General features: G+C 59.6%; 13 protein-coding genes. 9 read left to right on the top strand and 4 right to left on the bottom strand.

Annotation, left to right across the window (positions count from 1 at the left end):
• The first annotated feature begins 6 nt into the window (after positions 1-6).
• From QZR17_RS03780 to QZR17_RS03740, 9 genes are all read left to right on the top strand, one after another.
• Positions 7-1,047 (top strand): iron ABC transporter permease, encoded by a 1,041-nt coding sequence (locus QZR17_RS03780; RefSeq protein ID WP_297127799.1) that lies wholly within the window; start codon positions 7-9, stop codon positions 1,045-1,047.
• Positions 1,044-2,057, top strand: coding sequence for an ABC transporter ATP-binding protein (locus QZR17_RS03775; protein ID WP_297127797.1), 1,014 nt, complete (start codon positions 1,044-1,046; stop codon positions 2,055-2,057). Before QZR17_RS03780 ends, QZR17_RS03775 begins: the two co-directional genes overlap by 4 nt.
• Positions 2,050-3,882, top strand: coding sequence for a cobalt-precorrin-5B (C(1))-methyltransferase CbiD (gene cbiD, locus QZR17_RS03770; protein ID WP_297127795.1), 1,833 nt, complete (start codon positions 2,050-2,052; stop codon positions 3,880-3,882). Before QZR17_RS03775 ends, cbiD begins: the two co-directional genes overlap by 8 nt.
• An 8-nt stretch (positions 3,883-3,890) precedes the next feature.
• Positions 3,891-5,186: a cobyrinate a,c-diamide synthase gene (locus tag QZR17_RS03765; protein ID WP_297127793.1), complete on the top strand. Its 1,296-nt coding sequence runs from the start codon at positions 3,891-3,893 to the stop codon at positions 5,184-5,186.
• A 12-nt stretch (positions 5,187-5,198) separates the two neighbouring features.
• Positions 5,199-7,331, top strand: coding sequence for a TonB-dependent receptor (locus QZR17_RS03760; RefSeq protein ID WP_297127791.1), 2,133 nt, complete (start codon positions 5,199-5,201; stop codon positions 7,329-7,331).
• Between the two features lie 44 nt (positions 7,332-7,375).
• Positions 7,376-8,407, top strand: coding sequence for a sirohydrochlorin cobaltochelatase (locus QZR17_RS03755; protein WP_297127789.1), 1,032 nt, complete (start codon positions 7,376-7,378; stop codon positions 8,405-8,407).
• A 146-nt stretch (positions 8,408-8,553) separates the two neighbouring features.
• Positions 8,554-10,197, top strand: a complete 1,644-nt coding sequence (locus QZR17_RS03750; protein ID WP_297127787.1) for a CTP synthase — start codon at positions 8,554-8,556, stop codon at positions 10,195-10,197.
• 75 nt (positions 10,198-10,272) lie between these two features.
• Entirely contained in the window at positions 10,273-12,177 is a 1,905-nt protein-coding gene (yidC, locus tag QZR17_RS03745; protein WP_297127785.1) for a membrane protein insertase YidC, read from the top strand.
• 28 nt (positions 12,178-12,205) lie between these two features.
• Positions 12,206-12,394 carry a hypothetical protein gene (locus QZR17_RS03740; RefSeq protein ID WP_297127783.1) on the top strand — a complete coding sequence of 63 codons (189 nt, stop codon included), beginning with the start codon at positions 12,206-12,208 and terminating at the stop codon, positions 12,392-12,394.
• A gap of 792 nt (positions 12,395-13,186) precedes the next feature.
• Here the strand turns inward: QZR17_RS03740 and QZR17_RS03735 are convergent.
• From QZR17_RS03735 to QZR17_RS03720, 4 genes are read right to left on the bottom strand one after another with little or no spacing between them, the layout of a single operon-like run.
• Positions 13,187-15,673, bottom strand: a complete 2,487-nt coding sequence (locus QZR17_RS03735; protein ID WP_297127781.1) for a zinc-dependent metalloprotease — start codon at positions 15,671-15,673, stop codon at positions 13,187-13,189.
• Between the two features lie 25 nt (positions 15,674-15,698).
• Positions 15,699-16,667 carry a hypothetical protein gene (locus tag QZR17_RS03730; RefSeq protein ID WP_297127779.1) on the bottom strand — a complete coding sequence of 323 codons (969 nt, stop codon included), beginning with the start codon at positions 16,665-16,667 and terminating at the stop codon, positions 15,699-15,701.
• Between the two features lie 29 nt (positions 16,668-16,696).
• Positions 16,697-18,181, bottom strand: coding sequence for a RagB/SusD family nutrient uptake outer membrane protein (locus QZR17_RS03725; protein WP_297127776.1), 1,485 nt, complete (start codon positions 18,179-18,181; stop codon positions 16,697-16,699).
• 30 nt (positions 18,182-18,211) lie between these two features.
• On the bottom strand, positions 18,212-21,763 hold the full coding sequence (locus tag QZR17_RS03720; protein WP_297127774.1) for a SusC/RagA family TonB-linked outer membrane protein: 3,552 nt from the start codon (positions 21,761-21,763) through the stop codon (positions 18,212-18,214).
• Positions 21,764-21,965: the final 202 nt, after the last annotated feature.

Raw genomic sequence — 21,965 nt, 5'->3', positions numbered from 1 at the left:
TATACCATGCCCCGCTCCCGTAACGCCATAGCCTTCGGCATCGTCGCGATCCTGATCGTCGTCGCCTTCGTCCTCAATCTCTCTCTCGGGACGATTGCGATCCCCTTCCGCGACGTGGTGGATATCCTCCTCGGGCGCGACACTGGAGGGAGTGAGATCTGGCGTAACATCGTCTGGAAGAGCCGCTACCCCCAGACCATCACCGCCCTCGTCGCCGGTGCTGGGCTCTCCATCAGCGGACTGCTTATGCAGACGGTCTTCCGTAATCCCCTCGCCGGCCCCTCGGAGCTCGGCATCAGCTCCGGTGCCAGCCTCGGCGTGGCGACTCTTGTGCTCCTCTCGGGGAGCATCAGCCAGAGAGCGCTGATCCGCATGGGCTTCGTCGGGGAGATGGCGGTCTCGGTGGCGGCACTCCTCGGGGCACTGGCGGTGATGGGGATCATCATGATCATGTCGGAGAAGGTGAAGGGGAATGTCGTCCTCCTCATCATGGGCGTGATGATCGGCTACATTGCCAATGCGATCATCGGCGTGCTGAAGTTCTTTAGCAACGATGAGGATGTCCGCAGCTATGTCGTCTGGGGACTGGGGAGCTTCTCCAAGGTGAGCGGCGACCGCGTCACCACCTTCGTCCTCCTGATGCTGGTGCTGATCCCCCTCTCCTTTCCCCTCATCAAGACGCTTAACCTCCTGCTCCTCGGAGAGAATTATGCCCGTAGCCTTGGGCTCAACTACAAGCGCGCCCGCCACCGGGTGATCTTCTGCTCCTGCCTCCTCACAGCCATCGTCACCGCCTACTGCGGCCCGATCGTCTTCATCGGTCTGGCGGTGCCGCACCTCTGCCGAACCATTTTCGCCACCTCTAATCATCGGATCCTGATGCCTGCGGTGACGCTCGTCGGAGCGTTGCTCGCCCTGATCTGCAGCGTCATCGCGCGGATGCCTGGCTTCGAGGGGGCGCTGCCGATCAATTCGGTCACCGCCCTCATCGGTGCCCCGATAGTTATCTGGGTCCTCTTCAGTCGCCGTCGGGGCGAGAGACTATGAGTAAGGAGATCACCATAGAGCTGCGCGACCTCGCCATCGGCTACCCGCACAGGGTAGTCGCCGAGGGGCTCTCCGCCACCGTCTACTCCGGTGAGCTCACCTGCCTCATCGGGTCCAATGGCGTGGGCAAGTCAACCCTCCTACGCACGATTGCCGCCTTCCAGCCCAAGCTCGGCGGCTCCATCCTCGTCCGCGGGGGCGAGATAGGCAGCTACAAGAGCCGGGAGCTGGCGCGGCTCATCAGCGTCGTGCTGACGGAGCGGATAGAGGTGGGACACATGACCGTGCTCGACCTTGTCTCCCTCGGGCGCAGCCTATACACCGGCTTTTGGGGAAAGGTGGATGCCGCCAATGAGCGGAAAGCCCTCGACGCCCTCCGTCTCGTGGGCATGGAGCGCTTCGCTCCCCGAGACGTCGGGACGCTCAGCGACGGAGAGCGACAGAAGGTGATGATCGCCAAGGCACTCGCCCAGGAGACCCCGATCATCCTCCTCGATGAGCCCACCTCCTTCCTTGACTTTCCCTCCAAGGTGGACATGATGCAGCTCCTCCACCGGCTCTCCCGAGAGACGCACAAGACCATCTTCCTCTCCATCCACGACCTCGAGATGGCGCTCCAGATCGCAGATAAGATCTGGCTCCTCGATGATGAGAAACGACTACACATCGGCACCCCGGAGGATCTCTCCCTTGATGGGACACTGAGTGACTTCTTTGAGCGGAGGGATATCGTCTTTGACCGGCTCAGAGGGCTCTTCCGCATCGAGAACCCTCACACCCGCACCATCCGCATCAGCGCCCCCACACACCGGCTCCTCCCGCTCTACCATATGGTCGTGAAGGCGCTGAGGCGTAATGCCATCCTCGCCACACCGGAGGCGGAGAGTGCCGATGCGATCGAGCTCTCCGATGAGGGGTTGCTCCTCAGGACCGCTGATGGGCAGTGCCTCCGACCCACCACGATCGAGGAACTCCTCGACCTACTAACTAAAGACGAGCACCATGGGTAAGATCCTCATCATCGGCGGTACTACCGAGGGCAGGGCTGCGGTGGAGGTGTGCGAGGAGGCGGGCAAGCCTTTCCTCTACTCCACCCTTGGCACCTCGCAGGAGATCGCCCTACATCATGGCACTCGGCTTGAGGGACCCTTGGATGCCGATGCGATGATGACACTCTGTCGGTGTGAGGAGGTGAGTGTCCTCGTCGATGCGGCTCACCCCTTTGCCACCATTGTTCACCGGAATGTCGCCAAGGCGGCAAGCGAACTCACCCTGCCGGCGATTCGGTATGAGCGAGCCTTCCCTCCACTCCCCGAGGGGGCGCTCTCCGTCAGCTCCTTCCCCGAGGCGATGAAGGAGCTGGAGCGGCTCGCTCCCCGCAGACTCCTTGCCCTCACCGGGGTCAAGAGCATCGCTGCCATGGGAGACTACCCGCTGAGGCACGAGGTTTGGCTGAGGGTGATGCCGATACCCGAGACGGAGCGGGTCGTCAGCGAGAGCGACTTCCCCCGCAACCGGCTCATCTACTACGACCGGGCACAGGACGACCGGGCGCTTATGGAGCGACTGCGACCCGACCTGCTGCTCCTCAAGGAGAGTGGCGAGAGCAGTGGCTTTGAGGAAAAAGTGAAAGTGGCCACCGACCTCGGCATCCCGATACTCGTCATCCGCCGACCGACCCTCGGCTACCGACCGACGGAGACCGTCCTCGGTCCCGTGGGACTCCGTAGGGCACTCGAGAGACTGGATCCGGACTTCTTCCCCCTCCGCATCGGCTTCACCACAGGCACTACCGCCACCGCTGCCACTACGGCGGCTCTGCTGGCGCTCCTCAACGATGAGACCTACACCGAGGTGCCGGTACGGCTACTCACCGGTGAGGAGATCCGATTCCCGATCAGCGAGACCTGCATAGAGAGCGAGGAGTGCGCCACCGCCACGGCGATCAAGTACTCCGGGGACGACCCTGACGTGACGAGTGGCACCGCCATCCTCTCCACCGTCCGCCTCACCGACAGTCACACCGGCGTCACCTTCCAAGGGGGCAAAGGGGTGGGGCGGATCACCCTCCCCGGCATCGGACTGCCGATCGGTGACCCCGCCATCAACCCCGGACCCCGTCAGATGATGACCGAGGCTGTGGGGCGACTCCTTGACCTCAGTCGGGTCGGCATCGACATCACCATCACCGTGCCGGAGGGTGAGACACTGGCACCGCACACCTTCAACCCCCGCCTCGGCGTCGTCGATGGCATCTCGATCCTCGGCACTACCGGTGTGCTTCGTCCCTTCTCCACCGAGGCGTGGGTCGACTCGATCCGCCGGGAGATGGGTGTCTCGCGGTCGGTCTTCGGGGAGCACCTGGTGATCAACTCCGGTGGCAAGAGCGAGAGGTGGCTCCGAGCGCACTTCCCCGACCTCCCGCCCAATGCCTTCGTCCAGTACGGCAACTTCATCGGTCGATGCCTCGAGATGGCGCGGGCAATGGACTTTGCCCACATCACCCTCGGCATCATGATCGGTAAGGCGGTCAAGCTGGCGGAGGGACAGCTCGACACCCACAGCAAGAAGTCGGTGATGAGCAAGCCCTTCATCCGCAGCCTCGGTCGGGAGAGCGGTCTCGACGAGGCAACACTCGACCGCATCGACGGCATCACCATGGCGGGCGAGATCTGGGAGATCCTCCCCGACCACGCTCACCCTTTCTACCACATCCTCCTCGACCGCTGCTACACCGTCTGCAAGCCTCTCGTCCCGGGGATCCGGCTCGACCTGATCCTGATCGACAAGGAGGGCGGACTGATAGAGCGAAATGTGGAGGATAAGAATAAGTGAAACCACGTATGAATAGCTTCCTCATCGGCGCACCCCGCTCAGGCAGCGGAAAGAGCATCGTCACCATGGGACTCCTGCGGGCGCTCGTTCGGCGGGGGCTGCGGGTGCAGTCCTTTAAGTGCGGCCCGGACTACCTCGACCCGAAGCTCCACGCGGCGGCGACCGGTCGCCCGTCGATCAATCTCGACACCTTCCTCTATGGCGAGGCCGGGGTGGAGGAGATCTATCGCCGATATGCCGCCGGGGCTGAGGTGACGGTGGCAGAGGGCGTGATGGGACTCTTCGACGGGTACGACCGGGATCGGGGTTCGTCCGCCGAGGTGGCACGCCTGCTCCGCCTGCCGGTGGTGCTGGTGGTGACGCCGGGCGCGATGGCATACAGCCTGGCACCCCTGCTCTACGGCTACCGCCACTTCGACCCACGAGTGTCGATAGCCGGCGTGATCCTCAATAAGGTGAGCTCCCCCCGGCACCGACACTTCCTCACCGAGGCGGTGGAGGCGGCGGGACTGCCGGTCCTCGGAGTGCTTCCCAAGTGCGATGCCCTTGTGATCCCCGAGCGCTACCTCGGCCTGCAGACTGAGGAGCGGGATGTCGCCGAGCAGTATGCCGAGGCAGCAGCGGATCTGGTGGAGGCGAGTATCGACCTCGACCGCCTGCTGGAGCGGACGGCGTGCGAGGGGATTGCCGCTCTACGGGAGCCGGAGGAGCGGAGGGCTGACCTCTGTATCGCTGTCGCCCTGGACGAGGCGTGCAGCTTCGTCTACGAGGAGAGCCTGAGGGTGCTCGCCCGCTTTGGCGAGATCACATTCTTTAGCCCGCTGCGGGATGAGCGTGTGCCGAAGTGCGACTTCCTCTACCTCCCGGGTGGGTACCCGGAGCTATACTTGGAGCAACTGGCGTACAATCAATCGATGCTCCGCAGCCTCCGGGAGTACGCCGACAGTGGCCGCCCGCTCCTCGCTGAGTGTGGCGGGATGATGCTCCTCTGCCGGCAGATCATCGACGAGAGCGGTCGGGCGTACGACCTCGCCGGGGTGCTTGACCAGGTGGCGACGATGGAGGGGAAGCGGCTGACACTCGGGTATCGGAGCTTCACGCTCGACGGCGTGGCGGTGAGGGGGCACGAGTTTCACTACTCCCATATCATCGATCCCCTTCCCTCTTCCCTGCAGCAGTACGATGCTCGTGGGGAGGCGGTGCCTACGGCTCTCTGGCGGCGGGGGCAGCTGCTGGCGAGCTACACCCACCTTGCACTCACGGACGAGCTGATGGCTCGCCTAGTAGGAATGGAAATCAAGTAACACCTTATCTATATGTCACATCACTTTCTTCCTCTCCTCGCTGCGGGGCTACTCCTCGGCACCGTCGCCACGGCGCAGACGCTACCGGGCGACTCGGTGCGGGACTACAGCCTCGACGAATTTGTCGTCACCGGCACCGGGACGCTCCGGCTGATCAAGGATGCCCCGGTACAGACCGAGGTGATCGACCGAAAGACGCTTCGGAGCTTTGGTCACGCACCGCTCTCGAAGATCCTCTCCGGGCTGATCCCGTCGATAGACTTCAGCCGGAGCGATATGGGCACCTCGATGCAGATGGGCGGGCTCTCGGGTGGGTACGTCCTGATCCTCGTAGACGGCAAGCGGCTGATGGGCGACCTCGGTGGGCAGGTCAATCTCGACGTCATCGACCCGACGCGTATAGAGCGCATCGAGGTGATCCGCGGTGCCTCGTCCGCCCTCTACGGCAGTGATGCCATAGCCGGCGTGATCAATATCATCACCCGCAAGAGCACGCACGACCTCTCGCTCGTCAATACCACCCGCATCGGCTCCTATGGCTCGGTGATCCAGTCGACCTCCGCACAGGCGACGATCGGTAGGGTCACCTCGCGGACGGACTTCCACCTCAAGCACTCCGCCGGCTGGCAAAACACCACCTACGAGGACCCCAATAGGTACGAGCACCCGGTGACCAACTCCGTCAATAACACCAGCAACCCTTACCTCGACTATACCCTCGGCGAGCGGCTCGACTGGCGCCCCTCCAAGCGCCTCTCGGCCTACCTCGAGGGGAGCGTCTACCGCAAGGACATCCACCGCCCCACCGGCATCCCGGACTACAAAACCTACGACTTTCGCTACCGCAACGCCTCCGCTGCCACCGGCATCCGCTGGCAGCTCCCGGAGGGGCACCTGCTCACGGCGGACCTCCTCTACGACCGGCACGCCTACTACTACGTCTACACCGGGCTTACTTGGATCAAGGAGTGGGATGACAAGGGGAAAGAGAATAGCTATCCCTACTACCCCGATGACGTTGCCCTGCAGAGCGATCAGCAGAGACTGATCGGTCACCTGAAAGGCGTCCTCGAGCTGCCGGCACACCATCGCCTCAGCACCGGACTGGACCTGCAGTACAATTGGCTCATCGCCCCTTACCGGCTTGACCGCGAGCGGGTGCAGGACTATCTCCTCGGGCTCTATCTGCAGGACGAGTGGGACCCCATCGACCGGCTCAATGTCACTGCCGGTGCACGACTCACTTATCATCCCGCCTTTGGACTAAAGCTCTCGCCAAAGCTCTCCCTCAGGTATAAGGTGGGGCCGGTCAATCTCCGCGGGACTTACTCGGAGGGCTTCAAGACGCCCTCCAATAAGCAGCTCCACTACCGCTACGTCCGCCAGATGGGGGTGCTGGCACTCTACCTCGGCAATGAGGGGCTGGATGCCCAGTCGAGCCGCTACCTGTCGGGAGACGTCGAGTATCGGGAGGGACCCCTCTCGCTCCACGTCACAGGGTATGCCAATTGGCTCCGCAATATGATCACCCTCGTCACCGTGCCGCGCACCGAGGCTCCGTCGGAGCTGCTTCTCACCTACGACCCGGCGCGCGTGCGGATGTATAAGAATATGGACAGCGCCCGTACCCTCGGGGTGGACTTCCAGGGGAAGTGGCAGGTGCTGCCCTCGCTTGCCCTCTCCGCGGGCTACAGCTACCTCGACACCGATGCCCTGCTCTACGACCTCGAGGAGGAGACGATGAAGCGGGTGATCATCGACGGAATGGCACACCACCGAGGCACCATCGGTCTCGACTGGTCGCGCGAGCTGCTCCCCGACCGCTACCACCTCGGCGTGGGGCTCTACGGCAGAATGCAGAGCACGCGCTACTACCAGGACGACGGCAATGGCAAGCCCTACAACCTCTGGCGGATCAATACCCGCCACGACCTTACCCTCAGCAACTCCTGGCGACTCGCCATCGATGCCGGGGTCGACAATATCTTCAATTACTACGAGACCACCTACCATGGGCTCCACTACGGGACCTACACTCCGGGGCGCACCTTCTACCTCTCCTGCACGATCAACTTCGGCAAGGAGCTGAGGTCTGCCTCCGGCAGGTCTCACCGACAGTCTACAGACGATGACTCTGAGGAGTGATCGCAACTATAGTTTTTTACTCACCTTTTTACCATCACTTTACTATGCGTAAGCTAATGAAACTAATGCCCCTCCTTCTGATGGGCATGCTCGCTACAGCCCTCAGCGGCTGCGAGGAGAGCAACAAGCCGGACCTAAAGTCCAATTTTGACCGCAAGATGACTGCCGTGACGCAGGAGGTCAAGACGAAAAAGAGCACCGATAAGGCACTCCTCCTCGTCTCCTTCGGCAGCACCTGGGATGCTCCACAGCAGTCCTTCAAGGAGCTGGTCAAGAGCTTCAAGGCAAAGTTCCCCGACCGGGACGTCTACTTCTCCTTCACCTCCGAGATCTGCATGACTCGTTGTGCGCAGAAGGGGTGGAACTACTATGCCCCGCAATTCTACATGGAGGCGCTCGGCAATGCCGGCTACAAGGACATCGCCGTGCAGTCCCTCCACGTCATCCCCGGTGAGGAATATCTCCGGGTGCAGAATTGTCTCAAGGACTTCCACAACCACAGCGTCGAGGGAGGAAAGACCCCCTTTGCCGATGTGACCGTCTACCTCGCCGGACCGCTCCTCTACGAGGCGGTCGACTGTGACAAGGTGGCCGCTGAGCTGCACAAGGTCTACGGCAAGGAGGTCAAGGCCGGTAAGCTCGTATGCTTCATGGGTCACGGTAACCCTGCCGATATGAACTACGGCAACGGAAACAGCCGCTACATCATGATCGAGAAGGCGCTCCAGAAGCTCGACATGCACTACTTCGTCGCCACGGTTGATATGGAGGGCAACTACGTTGGCGAGATGATCGGACGGATGAAGAAAGCCGGCTTTACCTCCGGCGAGGTGATCCTCCACCCGCTGATGTCCATCGCCGGTGACCACGCCAATAATGACCTCAAGGGCGGAGTAGGGACCCCTGCCGAGGAGGGCAGCTGGCGCGCCGAGATGGTCAAGGCCGGCTACACCTGCACGCTCGAGAATTGCATCATGAAGGGACTTGCCGACTATCCCGCCATCGCCAACGTCTGGATCAGCCACATGGAGCAGACCCTGAAGGGGGCACCTATGTATCCTGAGAAGGAGGACTAATTTTTCCCCCCTCTCATACCCTCAGCGTCCCCTGTCGTGCATCACACGGCAGGGGACGCTCCTTGTGAGCCTTCGGGGTAAAAATGGTATCTTTGCGACACAGTGTAGGTGGGTCTATGCTGTTATTATCCAGTCATTGTAGCGCCATGAAAACAAAGGACACCAAGTATATATTCGTCACCGGCGGGGTGGTCTCCTCCCTCGGTAAGGGCATCATCGCCTCCTCTCTCGGACGACTGCTGATCAGCCGCGGGCTGAAGTGCACCATCCAGAAGTTTGATCCCTATATCAATATCGACCCGGGGACGCTCAATCCCTACGAGCATGGCGAGTGCTTCGTCACCGATGACGGCTATGAGGCTGACCTCGACCTCGGGCACTATGAGCGCTTCCTCGACATCAAGACCTCCCGCAATAGCAACGTCACCACCGGGCGCGTCTATCAAAACGTGATCCAGCGGGAGCGCCGGGGAGACTTCCTCGGCAAGACGGTACAGGTGGTCCCCCACATCACGGACGAGATCAAGCGCTGTGTCAAGCGCCTCTCTAAGGACGACGACTACGACATCATCATCACCGAGATCGGTGGCACGGTGGGCGACATTGAGTCGCTCCCCTTCCTCGAGGCGGTGCGCCAGCTCAAGTGGGAGCTGGGTGACGACAATTGTATGGTGATCCACCTCACCTATGTCCCCTATCTCCATGCGGCTAAGGAGCTTAAGACGAAGCCTACCCAGCACTCTGTCAAGTCACTCCAGGAGGAGGGTATCCAGCCGGATATGCTGGTCCTGAGGAGCGAGATGAGGCTCGAGGATGACCTGCTGCGCAAGGTGGCACTCTTCTGCAACGTCCCCAAGGATGCGGTGATCCAGTCCTACGACTGCCCCTCCATCTACCGTGTGCCGCTACTCCTCCAGGAGCAGAAAATGGACGAGGCGGTGCTGCGGCAGCTCAAGCTCCCCGTCGGTCCCGCTCCCGAGCTGAAGGAGTGGCGCCACTACCTCGAGCTGGGCGAGGAGGCGAAGAAGAAAGAGCCGGTCAAGATCGGTCTCGTCGGCAAGTACGTCTCTCTCCAGGACGCCTACAAGTCGATCGACGAGGCGATCCAGCAGAGCGGTGTCTATAATGGTCGCTTGGTCGATCTCGTCCGCATCTCGAGCGAGAAGATCACGGATGAGAATGTCGCTGAGCTACTCGCTCCCTGCGATGCGGTGGTGATCGCACCGGGCTTCGGCTCGCGTGGCATCCCCGGCAAGCTGACCGCGATCCGCTACTGCCGTGAGCACGACCTGCCGACCCTCGGCATCTGCCTCGGCATGCAGTGCATCTGCATCGAGATAGCCCGCGATATGCTCGGGCTGGAGCAGGCCAATAGTACCGAATTTGACTCCCAGACCCCCGACCCCGTCATCGACCTGATGGAGGAGCAGAAGGAGGTGACCATGTTGGGCGGCACCATGCGCCTCGGTGGCTACGATTGCGAGCTGACTAAGGGTAGCAAGGTGGCACAGATCTACGGCACGGAGACCATCCGTGAGCGTCACCGCCACCGGTATGAGTTTAATAGCAAGTACGAGCAGGCCTTTGAGGAGGCGGGCGTGCTGATCGCTGGTCGCAACCCCGAGACCGGTCTCGTGGAGGTGGTGGAGTTGCCCGACAAGCAGTGGTTTATCGGCGTGCAGTATCACCCCGAGTACTCCAGCACTCTCCAGCACACCCACCCGCTCTTCATGTCTCTCGTTGAGGCGGCCCTTCGGCATAAGGCTGCCCGTGAGGGAGAGACCAAGTAAATCAGGTCTACACACTAAGTACAGACGATCATCTCGACGGCTCGCTCTGCCGAGCTGTCCTCAGACAGATAAGTAATGGATAAAAATACGATCATCGGTCTCGTCCTCATGGGCGTAGTCCTCGTGGTATTCTCCCTCCTCGGGCGCCCCTCCAAGGAGGAGCTGGAGCTCCGGCAGCGCTACGCCGACTCCGTGGCGCTCGCCGCTCAGGCCGAGGAGCGCGCCATGGCCGACTCCATAGACCGGATCGCGACAGAGGACTCCCTCCGTAGGAGTGCCACCCTCGCACAGTACACCCCCGCCGAGCGCGACTCCATCCTGACGGCTCAGGCAGCGGAGGCATTTGGTCCCTTCGCTCCCGCTGCACACGGTAGGGAGCAGACCTTCACGATCGCCAATGACTCCCTCTCCGTCACCCTCTCCACGAAGGGCGGTAAGCCGATCTCCTCGGAGGTACTGGGGTACAAGGACTACCAGGGAGCCCCCATCCGGCTCATCCGACCGGACGACAGCCACTTCAATCTCACCCTCTTCACGAGCGGGAACCGCGTCGTCCGCACCGAGGACCTCTACTTCGTCGGCGAGCAGGTGAGCCCCACGCAGGTCAAGATGTCTGCCATGGCGACCAATGGCTCCAGCCTCACGCTCGTCTACACCCTTCTCCCCAAGTACCTCATCGATGTCACCATCGCCGGCACGAGAGACTTCAAGAGCGTGATGGCCCCCAACTCCCCCTTCCTCGATGCGGATATGTCCCTCTCTATCTATAAGAATGAGAAGAGCGAGCAGGCCGAGCAGCGCTACTCCGGCATAGCCTACGAATTCACCGACGGTGACGTCGATAAGCTCAATACCGGCAAGTCGGAGGATAAGGAGCTGACGAACGAGGTGAAGTGGGTCGCCTTCCGAGACATGTTCTTCTCCACGATCGTCTATTCCCGCAATCGCCTAGGCACACTGGCGGCAAGCCAGGAGGTGATCAAGGGAGATCCGCAGAAACTCAAGGAGATGGAGGCAAAGTTTGTCCTCCCCTTTGATGGCACACAGCCCATCTCGCTCCAGATCTACAATGGTCCCAATGACCACACCCTCTTGAAGAGCCTCGACAAGGACCTTGGCGACAAGACCCACCTGACCGAGGTGATTGATATGGGGAAGTGGTTCCGCTTCATCACCGTCTGGGTCGTACTGCCGGTCTTCAATTTCCTCGAGAAGTACATCTCCAATTACGGGCTCATCATCATCCTCCTGACGCTGATCATCAAGCTGATACTCGCTCCCTTTACCTACAAGTCCTTTAAGAGTCAGGCCAAGATGCGGGTCATCAAGCCACTCGTCGATGAGATCAATGTGAAGTATCCCGGCGAGGACAAGATGATGGAGCGCAATAAGGCGACGATGCAGCTCTACCAGAATGCCGGCGTCAACGTCATGGGCGGCTGCCTGCCTATGCTCCTCCAGATGCCGATCCTCATCGCGATGTACCAGTACTTCCCCACCAGCCTCAACCTCCGCGGTGAGAGCTTCCTCTGGGCGCAGGACCTCAGTACCTACGACGACGTGATCCGCTGGGGTGCCGACATACCGATGATCGGGGACCACATCTCGCTCTTCTGCCTCCTGATGACCGTGACGCAGATCATCTACATGCGGCTCACGCAGTCCGGCACGGCAGGCGGTGATCAGCAGTCTGCCTGCATGATGAAGGCGATGCCGATCTTCATGTCGGTCTTCCTCTTCTTCTTCCTCAATAACAACGCCTCCGGACTCTCGCTCTACTACTTCGTCTCCCTCCTCATCAGTATCCTGCAGACCAAGGCCTTCCAGTGGGCTATCGATGAGAAGAAGCTCTTCGCCCAGCTGCAGGAGAATGCCAAGAAGCCCAAGAAAAAGAAGCAGTCAGGCTTCATGGAGCGGCTTGAGAGAGCTCAGAAGGAGCAGATGAAGAGGCTCCGCGAGCAGCAGAAAAACGGACGCTAACACGCCAACCCATATAAGAGTTAAGTATATGAACTTCAAGAAAATCCTCATCACCCTTGCGATCATCTTCCTCCTCTGCGTAGGGATCTACTACGCCGTCAAGGGTGCCGTCCACCTCCTCGCCTTCGCCGGGATCTCTCTCCTCGTGCTCGTGATCATCGCTCTGGTGATCTGGCTCTTCATCAAGAGAGACGCCACCGACGACCCTCAGAGCTAAGGTCCCTCCGGGCTGACGGCACCGAGGACCCTCCTTGATCCGTCGTCCCTCTACACACATACCCCCCTCTCTCTCTGCCGAGACCTTGGCAGAGAGAGAGGGGGCTTTCTTGTCCCACTTCCGCGTCCTCTCTACCTCCTCGGTCTATAGCCCGTCTACCTCCTATCCTTCTTGCGAAACTCTAATACCGATATTAGTGAAGTCTAATATCGGTATTAGTGATCACTAATATCGGTATTAGATTTAGGGGTGATCCTAAGGTCGATTGAGGGGACAGGGGTGACCCATTTGAGCATTAAAGTAATCATATATCAAGGGGGCTCATCCCTGAGGCACCCGAAGGGTGCTCGCTCCATAGGCATCGGTCATCCGCGAAGCGGTGACCGATGTACAGAGCCCCGTCCCTACACCCTCGACCCCTTGCGGGTCGCCGAGCAGAAATCCTCTTTCCCATCGCCCCCGCCAAGGTGTCGCACTGATTGCCTGACTGGTAAGTGCGACACCCTGGCGGGGTCGCGATTGCTTGCTATGTCTAGTCCACGGGTCTTCGAGGCTACGCCTCTCGACCCGTGGCTAAAAAACGAGCACCCCTCCGGGGTGCTGTCCTTCTTGATCCAATAAGGTAGCGAATAAGAACCGACAAATAATGGCACAAAGAAGTCCCCTGAGTGGCTGAGTAGCGTCTCTCGCTTCCCGAGAGGTGGTGTGTTAGATGACCTTAATAAATAAATAAAAAGAAGCGGGGCATGCCGACCGGGTGGTCGACATGCCCCGCTTGATGGGTTGGGGGGATCAGTTCCTACCGCTGAGGGCGCGATCGATCATGTAGTAGAGATCGGCGTAGTGACCGGCCTCGGGGTGGTTGCCCATCCGTGAGGAGATGACTGAGCGGGCACCGAGGAGGCTCTTGTAGAGCGGTCCACGGACGTTGATCGCCTGAGTCTTGAGCTTCTGCTTGTCGTTGCTCTTCTTCCCATCGAGTCCGAGCCCGCTGAGCAGCTGAGTGACGTAGGCATACTGCATATTGCGCTCCACGGGGGTGAGTGCTCCGCCATTTTGCCACACATAGTCGTGCAGGTCGGCGAGGTAGGCATCGGGCGTGTAGGGGTTTCGCTCCTCGGAGTAGAGAGCCGTATTGGAGAGACGGCTCAGGACGGAGGTGCCGGTCAGCATGCTCATGGTGGAGAAGATCTGGTCGGAGAAGCTATTGGGCTGCTTGCCAAGCTTCTCCGTCACCTCCTTCGTGGACATCCAGCGGGGGAAGTCAATTGACTGGTCGAGGACAAAGCGAAGTGCGCGTTGCTGCTCCTTCCGGGAGGGCACGGAGTACTTGGTCTGTCCGTCACCGTGCACGGGGAGATTTCTCCTAAAGCCTCCGATGACGGAGGTGGCGTGGCCGATGTAGAGGCGGAACTGCCCTGCCAGCGAGCTGAGCAGGCGCTCCTGAGCCTTGTAGGTCTTGCCGTCTTCCTGAGGAGTCCAGTCAAAGAGATGATCCACTGTGCGCTTTAGATTCTCGATCCCGTAGTAGCTTGCCAGCACCGGATCATCGCCAAGGTCCTCGGTCTGAGCGGTGTAGTCGGCATTGGAGAGGATCTGTTGAGGCCCGTAGGCGAAGCGACGGTCACCCTGCTTCTCAGTGATCCAGCGATTGAGGATCGGACGCTCCTCCTCTGGGGTGGCAGCCTCGTAGATCGGCTTGTAGCCCCAGGCGATGGCGTACATATCGTACATACCGATGAGGGGTGGGAGGAAGTTGGTCACGCCATCACCGGGCTGTGCGACGTAATTGTAGCGCGCGTAGTCCATGATGGATGGGGTGGTGCCGTACTTGGCGGTGAAGTCGGGGGAGCGGAGGTCCTCCACCTTGTAGGAAGAGGAGGCACCCATATTGTGCATCAGGCCAAGGGTGTGCCCCACCTCGTGTGCCACGATGTAGCGCAGCATCGGACCGAGGACGGAGATCTCGTAGTGGAGACCGCGAGCGGAGGGATCGGCAGCCGCTGTCTGGCAGAATCGCCAGTCGTGGATCAGCTCCAGCACGTTGTGGTAGAAGTATACCGAGGCCTGGAGGATCTCACCTGTGCGGGGGTCGGTCCAGGAGGGTCCCATCGCATTGGCCTGCTGAGAGGAGGAGTAGATGAGGCAGGTGTAGCGAATGTCGTTGGGGTTAAAGCTCGGGTCATCCTTCGGATAGCGCTTCGCGACGATGGCGTCCTTGAAGCCTATGGCCTCAAATGCCTTCTGCCAGTCCTCGATGCCTTGCTTGAGGTAGGGGTACCATTCGTCGGGGAATGCATCATCGACGTAGTAGACGATTGGCTTGGCGGGGACGACGAGTTCGCCTCGCTTATGCCGCTCGATGTCCTCGGGCTTTGGCTCCAGGCGCCAGCGATTGATGTACTTCACCTTCTCCATCGACAGGGCGTCGGTGGTGATCTTGGTGGTCCCGTTGGTGAAATAGCCTATGCGGTAGTCGTGCAGGCGGGGACGCATCATATCCTTGTCGTCCGGCAGCAGACCGAGGGAGGCATTGATCACAGCGGTGAAGGGCTCCTTGTCCACGGTGTAGACGGCGCGGACGGTCACGTTGAGATTGCGCGGGAAGGCGCTGATGTCGGTGACGGAGGAGAGGTCCTTCTTGAAGCTCCCACTCAGCTTATTGGCTCCGAAGAAGGAGTCAAAGGGGGACTTGGGGAGGAAGGGCGTGATCGGGGCCTTGTCGGTGAGGAAGAGCGACGTGGCGTCGATCACCACAGCAGTGGAGTCGGGGCGCCAGGTGGCGATCTTGAAGGCACTCAGCACCGGCATCAGGTGATTGTCCTGCACCCTCTTATAGATCGAGGACTCGGGGTCAGCGGTGATGGCGGTATTGAGCTGGTGGAGGTAGACGCGCTCGTCGTCCTTTGACCAAGAGACCATCAGGGGCTCCGCCGGCATCTCGCCGGCGATGACATCGGTATTGTCGCTGATGGCATCGACACGACCGGTGAAGAGCATCGGTCGGTCGAGGAGGGCGACCGGGATCTCCATGTAGACCTTCCCCTTCTGGAGATGCAGGTCGATAAATCCTCGCACGGTCTTGGAGGGATTCTTGATGACGTCGGAGTACTTTTTCCCCTTATCGTCCTTATCCTCCTTCCCCTTGTCGTCCTTGGGCTCGTTCTCTTTGTCCACGACTGCTCCGATCAGGTCGCCGAAGTCCTGGGCCTGAAGGCGGGTGGCGCCGGTCGGAAGTAGCAGCAGTAGGGTGAGGAGGAGTCTGTAGTAGTGTCTCATGTGTTATGTAGTGATGTCTGAGTGATTAATCGCCGGGGGTCTGGCGCTTCTTGGCGGCAGCGTTGCCGATGGTCTGGAGGTCCATACCGGTCTTGTCCTTGATGAAGGAGCGGAGGGCATCGTACTTCTCGTGCATGATCGTGTAGTCGCCCATCGCCTCCTGGATCTCCGCCTCCGACATCGTCGTCATACGGTAAATGTAGTCGGCAATGTCGAGTGAGGGATCCTTGTGGGCCTTGTACTTCTCATCCGCATAGACGAAGTTCCGATTGTAGTCCCAGAAGCCGTGGGACTTAAGGATCTTATCCCGATTCTCAATGTCCTCATCCGTGGTGCCCGGGAGGTTTTTCCTCAGTCCCAGGATCTGGTCGTAGGCATCGGCAGAGTAGTTGCTGAAGGTCGTCGGCCAGCTGATCCTGTGGGTGAAGATGAATTCCCAGAGCGTCTTGTGGAGCTGTGAGATCATCTCCGGGCGGTATGCGTCCCAGGTATTGATGGAGGGCTTGGTCTTGATCACCTCTCCCTCCCGGTACATGTTGATCGCAATGTGATCGCGCTTGGAGTTGGTGATGAGCTTATTGGCTCTGCCATTCGCGATGCTGTCGGTCAAAAAGATGTAAGCGGGGAAGTAAGTCTGCGCAAAGTCGTCCTTGTAGAAGGAGAGGAAGTCGTCAGCGAGGAGGCGTAGATTGTCCTCAACCACCTTCATGTCCTCCGGCACGGAGGGGTCGATCTTAGTGTATCGGGGATCGTTAAAGGCGAGCTGTGCGCCGAGGTTCCAGCGGACATTGCTTGGATCAAAGTCGTAGACGACCTTTACTCCCGTCCGCTTGTAGATGTCATATATGGTGTGAGTGACGTAGTCACTTCCGTCCTTGATCTCGTATCTCGGCTTACCGAGCTCCGATACCACAGGTGCCTCCTTGTAGCACCCTGTGGCGAGGAGAAGAAGTCCGACAAGTGTCAGTAGTGTCGATGATGTATGACGTGTCATATCGCATGCAGTACTCTATAGGGTGAGGATTACTTCGTCGTCTTACCTCCGCCAAGAACGGCATCGGACTCACGGACGATCTGAGGAACGGGGAGGACATACTTAGGAGACTTGGCAGGGAGGGTGTACTCCTCGGTGCCGATCTCCTTGCCATTCCCGGTAATGTAGGTGTGGTGCAGCTCCGGCATCCCCTGACGACGGAGATCAAACCAGCGGAGCTGCTCGAAGCAGAACTCCCTGCGACGCTCCTCGCGGATGAGACGAATCACCTCGTCTTGCGTGGCTGGGGTCGCCAGCGTGGCGTGCTCGGGTGTGATGCGGGCGCGGCGGAGGGTGTTCAGATCCTTCATCGCACGGGAGAGGTCACCCTTCATAGCGTAGGCCTCGGCGCGATTGAGGTACGCCTCAGCAGAGCGGATGGCAAAGCCGTAGGTATGGGTGTCCTCCTTGGTGCCGCTCTTGACGATGTCCATCACGTACTCATACTTGGGGAACCATAAACTGCCGACGTTGACCTTATTGGCATTGATGAAGTATCCCTTCTTCTCATAATACCTCAGGTCGCCCTCACTGTAGATTGAGAGGAGGTCGGTGGAGGCATTGTAGTAGAAGGGGTGGACCGTCCTGAGCTCCGGGATCCATCCGAAGCCGTAGGAGTAATTGATCTCTCTATTCTCCTTGCCGAGGAAAATCTTTGCCTTACCGCTGCCCGGTGCGGGTAGCTTATTGAGATCATGGAGCGCACCATTGAGCGAGAGTGCCTTGTCGGCATACTTGATGACATTGTCCCAGTCCTGCATGTGGAGATAGACGCGGGAGGCAAGGACAGCGGTGGCAGCAGCGTTCCATCTGTAGATGGTACCTTCGTTGTCAGCCTTCGCAAAGGCAGTCATCGCCCCCTCGATGTCCTTGACCATCTCGGCATAGTCCTCAGCCACGGTGGCGCGGGGGAAGCTCACGTCCTCGGCATAGTGGTGATAATTGAGCGGGACACCCATAGCCGTGGAGGCGGTGGCAGGGTTGTATGGCTCGCCATAGATATTGGTCAGCATGAAGTAGGCAAAGAGTCGCACGGCATGTGCCTCTCCCTCGAGACGGGCAACCTCCTCCGGGGTGCCCTTGATCTCACCGATCTGATTGATGATGATGTTACTGGTGAGTATATGCTGGTACAGGGTCAGCCAGGTGTAGTCGGAATTGAGCACCTTGGTAGGGGAGAGCTCAGGCTGATCCTGCCACGTGAAGTATCCGAAAGCGGTGCGTCGCTGATCCTCTCCCTGCACGGACTTCGTATTGGCGTACGCCATAACGTCGTCGGTGAGGAGGTCAAGGTACCTGTAGGGGAGGACGTCTTCCTTGAAGTATGCATCTCCGTAGAGGATCTCGGAGTAGTCCTTGGCAGTCGTCGGGACAATGTTGTCCTGCGAGTACTCGTCTAGGAACCCTTTGCATCCGGAGAGGATGAGAGTTGCCAGCAGAGCTGTGGTCGCTACGAGTGAAGTATATCGTTTCATAATATGAAGTGTCCGTTCTGTAGTGAGCGATTAGAATCCCAGGTTGACCGTCACAGCGAAGGAGGGCAACGGAGGGGTCGTGCGAGATCCAAGGGTGACCTGAGACGGATCCTGGCCGTGGAGGTCCTTGGAGGCGAAGAGGAGGAGGTTGTAGCCCTCCAGTCTCACATTGGCAGAGCGGAGGAAGCCGGTCTTCTCCAGTAGCTCCGGGCGGAAGCGGTATACGAGCGATGCGGAGCGGAGACGGATGTGTGAGCCGCTGACAACGCGGAGGTCGCTCTTATTGTACATCTGCCAGCGGTTGCGGGCAAACTCGTACTTATATGGGCTCTCTTCTCCCGTTGCGCTTGTTCCGGACTTGACATCGTCCAGCTTGTTGGAGGAGATGGCGGGGATATTCGTCTTCGTCTCATCGCCCGGCTGACGCCAGCGATCCACCAGCTCGGAGGATAGGTTCTCCTGAGGCTTCGGTGTGGTCTGGCCTCCGTCGTTGTAGAGGTCATTGAGACGGACCTTATTGCCGACGCTGTAGCTGAAGAAGAGGTTAAGCGTCAGGTCCTTCCACCTCAGTGAGGTGCCCATACCTCCCTGAGCGATCGGGATACGGGAGCCGGAGTTGACAAAGGCGCGGGCAAAGAAGTCCTCCCTCGTCTCACCGTCCTTGGGCGGCTCGATGCCGTAGAAGTCAGGCAGACCCTTCTCTGTCAGACCCTTGAAGCGGTAGGAGTAGAAGGTGTTGACCGACTCGCCATTCCGGATCACGCTACCATTGAGGAGCTGGAGGTAGGTGTAGTCGGTATTGATACCACCGTCGGTGACGATGTTCTCGTTATGGGAGCCATTGACATTGAGGGTCCAGGTCCAGTCCTTCGTGCGGATCGGGGTCACCGTGGCCATAAAGTCAAGTCCCTTATTGACGAGCGTACCGGCATTGAGCTGGATATTGGTACGTCCGAGGGTATGAGAGACCACCTTATTGATCAGCTGGTCGGTACCGATACGCTGGTAGTAGTCTACGGAGAGGGTCAGTCGGTTGTCGAAGAGGGCGGTCTCGAAGCCGGCATTCCACGACGTATTCTTCTCCCAGCGGAGGTTGGGGTTGGGGAGCTTGGAGACGTGGCTCTGGAATTGTCCGCTCAGGCTCTCATACTCTCCGAAGCGCATAATCAGGCTAGGTGTCTGGTCGTCGGAGACATTACCCTGGATGCCATAGGAGCCCTTGAAGCTAAGGAGATTGAGCCAGCTGACGTCCTTCAGGAAGTCCTCCTCGTGGGCGTTCCAGCGTGCGGAGAGCGACCAGATCGGGAGGAAGCGAGCCTTGGGATCTTGGCCAAACTTATTGGACCCCTCAGCGCGGACGTTGAAGGTGGCGATGTAGCGCCGGTCGTAGGTGTAGGTGAGGTTGGCAAAGAGGGAGACAAAGTTGGAGAGGGTGTTGGTCATCCGGTCTCTCGAGTACTCTGCCATCTTCTTGTAGGCGAGCCAGACTGTCGGGTCGATGTACATGAAGGTCTGACCGCGCTCCGGCAGGTAGCCGTACTCCTTGGAGGAGATACCGGTATAGTGTACGGAGCGGAGCTCGGGACCGGTATTGATTGAGAGGACATGCGGTCCGCGGCGGAGGTTGTAGATCAGCTGCGCACGCCACTGCCAGCTGAGGTTGCGCATGCTATTGGTACTCATCATACCCCCATAGGGCAGTGAGCACACCTCCTTGCGGAACTTCTCGGTGTCCGGTAGGGGACTGCCGTAGTTGAGCCGGCGCATCTTTGCCGCCTCGTAGGACTGCTCGTCAAACCACGACTCGCTCTGCGTGTTGCTCATATTGAGACCGAAGGTGGTATTGAGCTTTAGGTCGAGAATGGGGCGGTACTCAAGGAAGGCGATGGCGTTGTAGCCGTTGCCCTTCACCGTATTGCCGGTGTGCTCCATCTCGTGCATCATATTGAAGCGAAGCTCCTCCTGGTAGCCCATGGTGTTGTTGTAGAAGAGTCGCTCCCCGGCGTCGTCATAGGCGGCGATGGCGCGGGAGGTACGGAGGGCGTAGGCGTAGGGGGAGACGCTCATGTAGGTGTAGTTCTTGTCGCTACCATTGACGCGGAATTGCACCTGAGCGGTCACCTGCTTGGAGGGACGGAAGTTGATCTTCAGCATCCCGTTGTAGTTATTCACCCCTTTCCCCTTCACGAGGTCGGGCTGGAGGGCAACGCTTCCGGAGGCGTAGTAGGTCGCCTTGTCGTTGCCGCCACTGAGGCTGAGGTTGTGCCGCTGTGAAGCGGTGTCGCGGAAGAGGAGGTCAAACCAGTCGGTGTTATTCTCCTCCAGTGTCTTCACACCCTGGAGAAACTGGTCCTCCGTCAGCTTCCTGTCGTAGAGGTCCATCAGCAGTCCCTCGTACCCTACGCGGGAGACGCGGAAGAGGAAGGGGAGTCCCCGCTCCTCGATCTCCTTGGAGACCTCGATGCGCTCCTTGGAGTTCATCAGCGCCATCTGTCCGTAGTTGGGTCGCTGGTTGTAGGTGACGGAGCCGCTGTAATTGACAGCAAAGCGCCCACCGGAGCCCTTCTTCGTCGTGACGACGATGACGCCATTGGCAGCGCGCACACCGTAGATTGCGGTGGCGGCGGCATCCTTCAGCACATCGATCTTCTCGATGTCCATCGGGTTAAGACCCGAGATGGCGTTACCGATGAGGTTGACATTATCAAGCGAGTTGATCTCCTCTGCCGATAGCGGCACCGGGTCATCGAGGATGATACCATCGACCACCCAGAGCGGGTCGCGGCTGCCGGAGAGGGTGGAGACACCACGCACGCGGATCTTGGCCGCGGCACCCGGCGTGGAGACATCACCGAGGACGGTCAGTCCCGGGATCTTACCGGAGAGCATCTGGTCGACGGAGCCGGCATCAGCCGTCAGTACGTCAGAGGCGTCGATGGTGACGACGGAGGAGGTGGAGAGGCGCTTCTCCGTATCCTGGTATCCGGTACTCTCCACCAGCACCTCACCCAGCAGCTCAGCTGCCTCTCGTAGGGTCATATTGACGGTAGCACTCGAGGGCTTTACCTCCTCCGTCTTCATGCCGATGAGGGAGAAGACGAGGACGGCGGTCTTGATATTGGGCACATCGAGCTTGTAGGAGCCATCGACATTGGCGGTCGTGCCTCTGGTGCTCCCCTTCAGCCGGATCGTGACGCCCGGGAGGGGCTCTCCCGCCTCATCCACCACGGTACCGTGGATGGTGACCGGACCACCCTTGACCGGTCCGGACTTTGTGATCACCACCTGCTTACCGCTGATGGTGTAGGTCATCCCGGTCCCCTCGAGGAGGCGGTCCATGGCTACCTTGAGAGATATGTTACTCACCTTAAGTGAGACCTTCCGGCTCGCTTCCTTGGAGAGGCTCTGCGGAGAGAAGGTAATGGTCACGCCTGTCTGCTTTTGCACCCGGTCGAGGGCCTCCTGCAGGGTCGCCTGACTCAGATCGAGCGTCACAGCCTCCGGTGATTGGGCGAAGGCTTGCAGACACAGACCTATGAGTAAGGCGGCAATGGCGGTTAAGCGTCGGATAGTGGTGTCCATAATGCTACCGATAGTTTTGATGAAAAGTATTCGGGTAAAGCGCCCCCCCTAATTGTGGCAGTGGTAGGGCTAAATGATAAGAAGGAGTCAATGTGGAGTCCCCTGCCCATCTGATGACAAAGATATGAATTTATTTCACATTCTCTTGAGATTTTGGCAAATTTTATCCAATACCTCTCTCCAAGAGACTCCAAAGAAAGGG

The sequence above is a fragment of the uncultured Porphyromonas sp. genome, assembly GCF_900541275.1.
Taxonomy (GTDB): Bacteria; Bacteroidota; Bacteroidia; order Bacteroidales; family Porphyromonadaceae; genus Porphyromonas_A.
Note: the sequence above shows the minus strand (reverse complement) of the source record. Positions and strands in the feature narration are given on the sequence as shown.

Bases quoted from the DNA above. Each gene is read 5' to 3' on its own strand.
- yidC (WP_297127785.1), top strand. From the start codon at position 10,273: ATGGATAAAAATACGATCATCGGTCTCGTCCTCATGGGCGTAGTCCTC.
- QZR17_RS03750 (WP_297127787.1), top strand. From the start codon at position 8,554: ATGAAAACAAAGGACACCAAGTATATATTCGTCACCGGCGGGGTGGTC.
- QZR17_RS03755 (WP_297127789.1), top strand. From the start codon at position 7,376: ATGCGTAAGCTAATGAAACTAATGCCCCTCCTTCTGATGGGCATGCTC.
- QZR17_RS03765 (WP_297127793.1), top strand. From the start codon at position 3,891: ATGAATAGCTTCCTCATCGGCGCACCCCGCTCAGGCAGCGGAAAGAGC.
- QZR17_RS03775 (WP_297127797.1), top strand. From the start codon at position 1,044: ATGAGTAAGGAGATCACCATAGAGCTGCGCGACCTCGCCATCGGCTAC.
- QZR17_RS03740 (WP_297127783.1), top strand. From the start codon at position 12,206: ATGAACTTCAAGAAAATCCTCATCACCCTTGCGATCATCTTCCTCCTC.
- QZR17_RS03735 (WP_297127781.1), bottom strand. From the start codon at position 15,673: ATGAGACACTACTACAGACTCCTCCTCACCCTACTGCTGCTACTTCCG.
- QZR17_RS03730 (WP_297127779.1), bottom strand. From the start codon at position 16,667: ATGACACGTCATACATCATCGACACTACTGACACTTGTCGGACTTCTT.
- QZR17_RS03725 (WP_297127776.1), bottom strand. From the start codon at position 18,181: ATGAAACGATATACTTCACTCGTAGCGACCACAGCTCTGCTGGCAACT.
- QZR17_RS03720 (WP_297127774.1), bottom strand. From the start codon at position 21,763: ATGGACACCACTATCCGACGCTTAACCGCCATTGCCGCCTTACTCATA.
- cbiD (WP_297127795.1), top strand. From the start codon at position 2,050: ATGGGTAAGATCCTCATCATCGGCGGTACTACCGAGGGCAGGGCTGCG.
- QZR17_RS03760 (WP_297127791.1), top strand. From the start codon at position 5,199: ATGTCACATCACTTTCTTCCTCTCCTCGCTGCGGGGCTACTCCTCGGC.
- QZR17_RS03780 (WP_297127799.1), top strand. From the start codon at position 7: ATGCCCCGCTCCCGTAACGCCATAGCCTTCGGCATCGTCGCGATCCTG.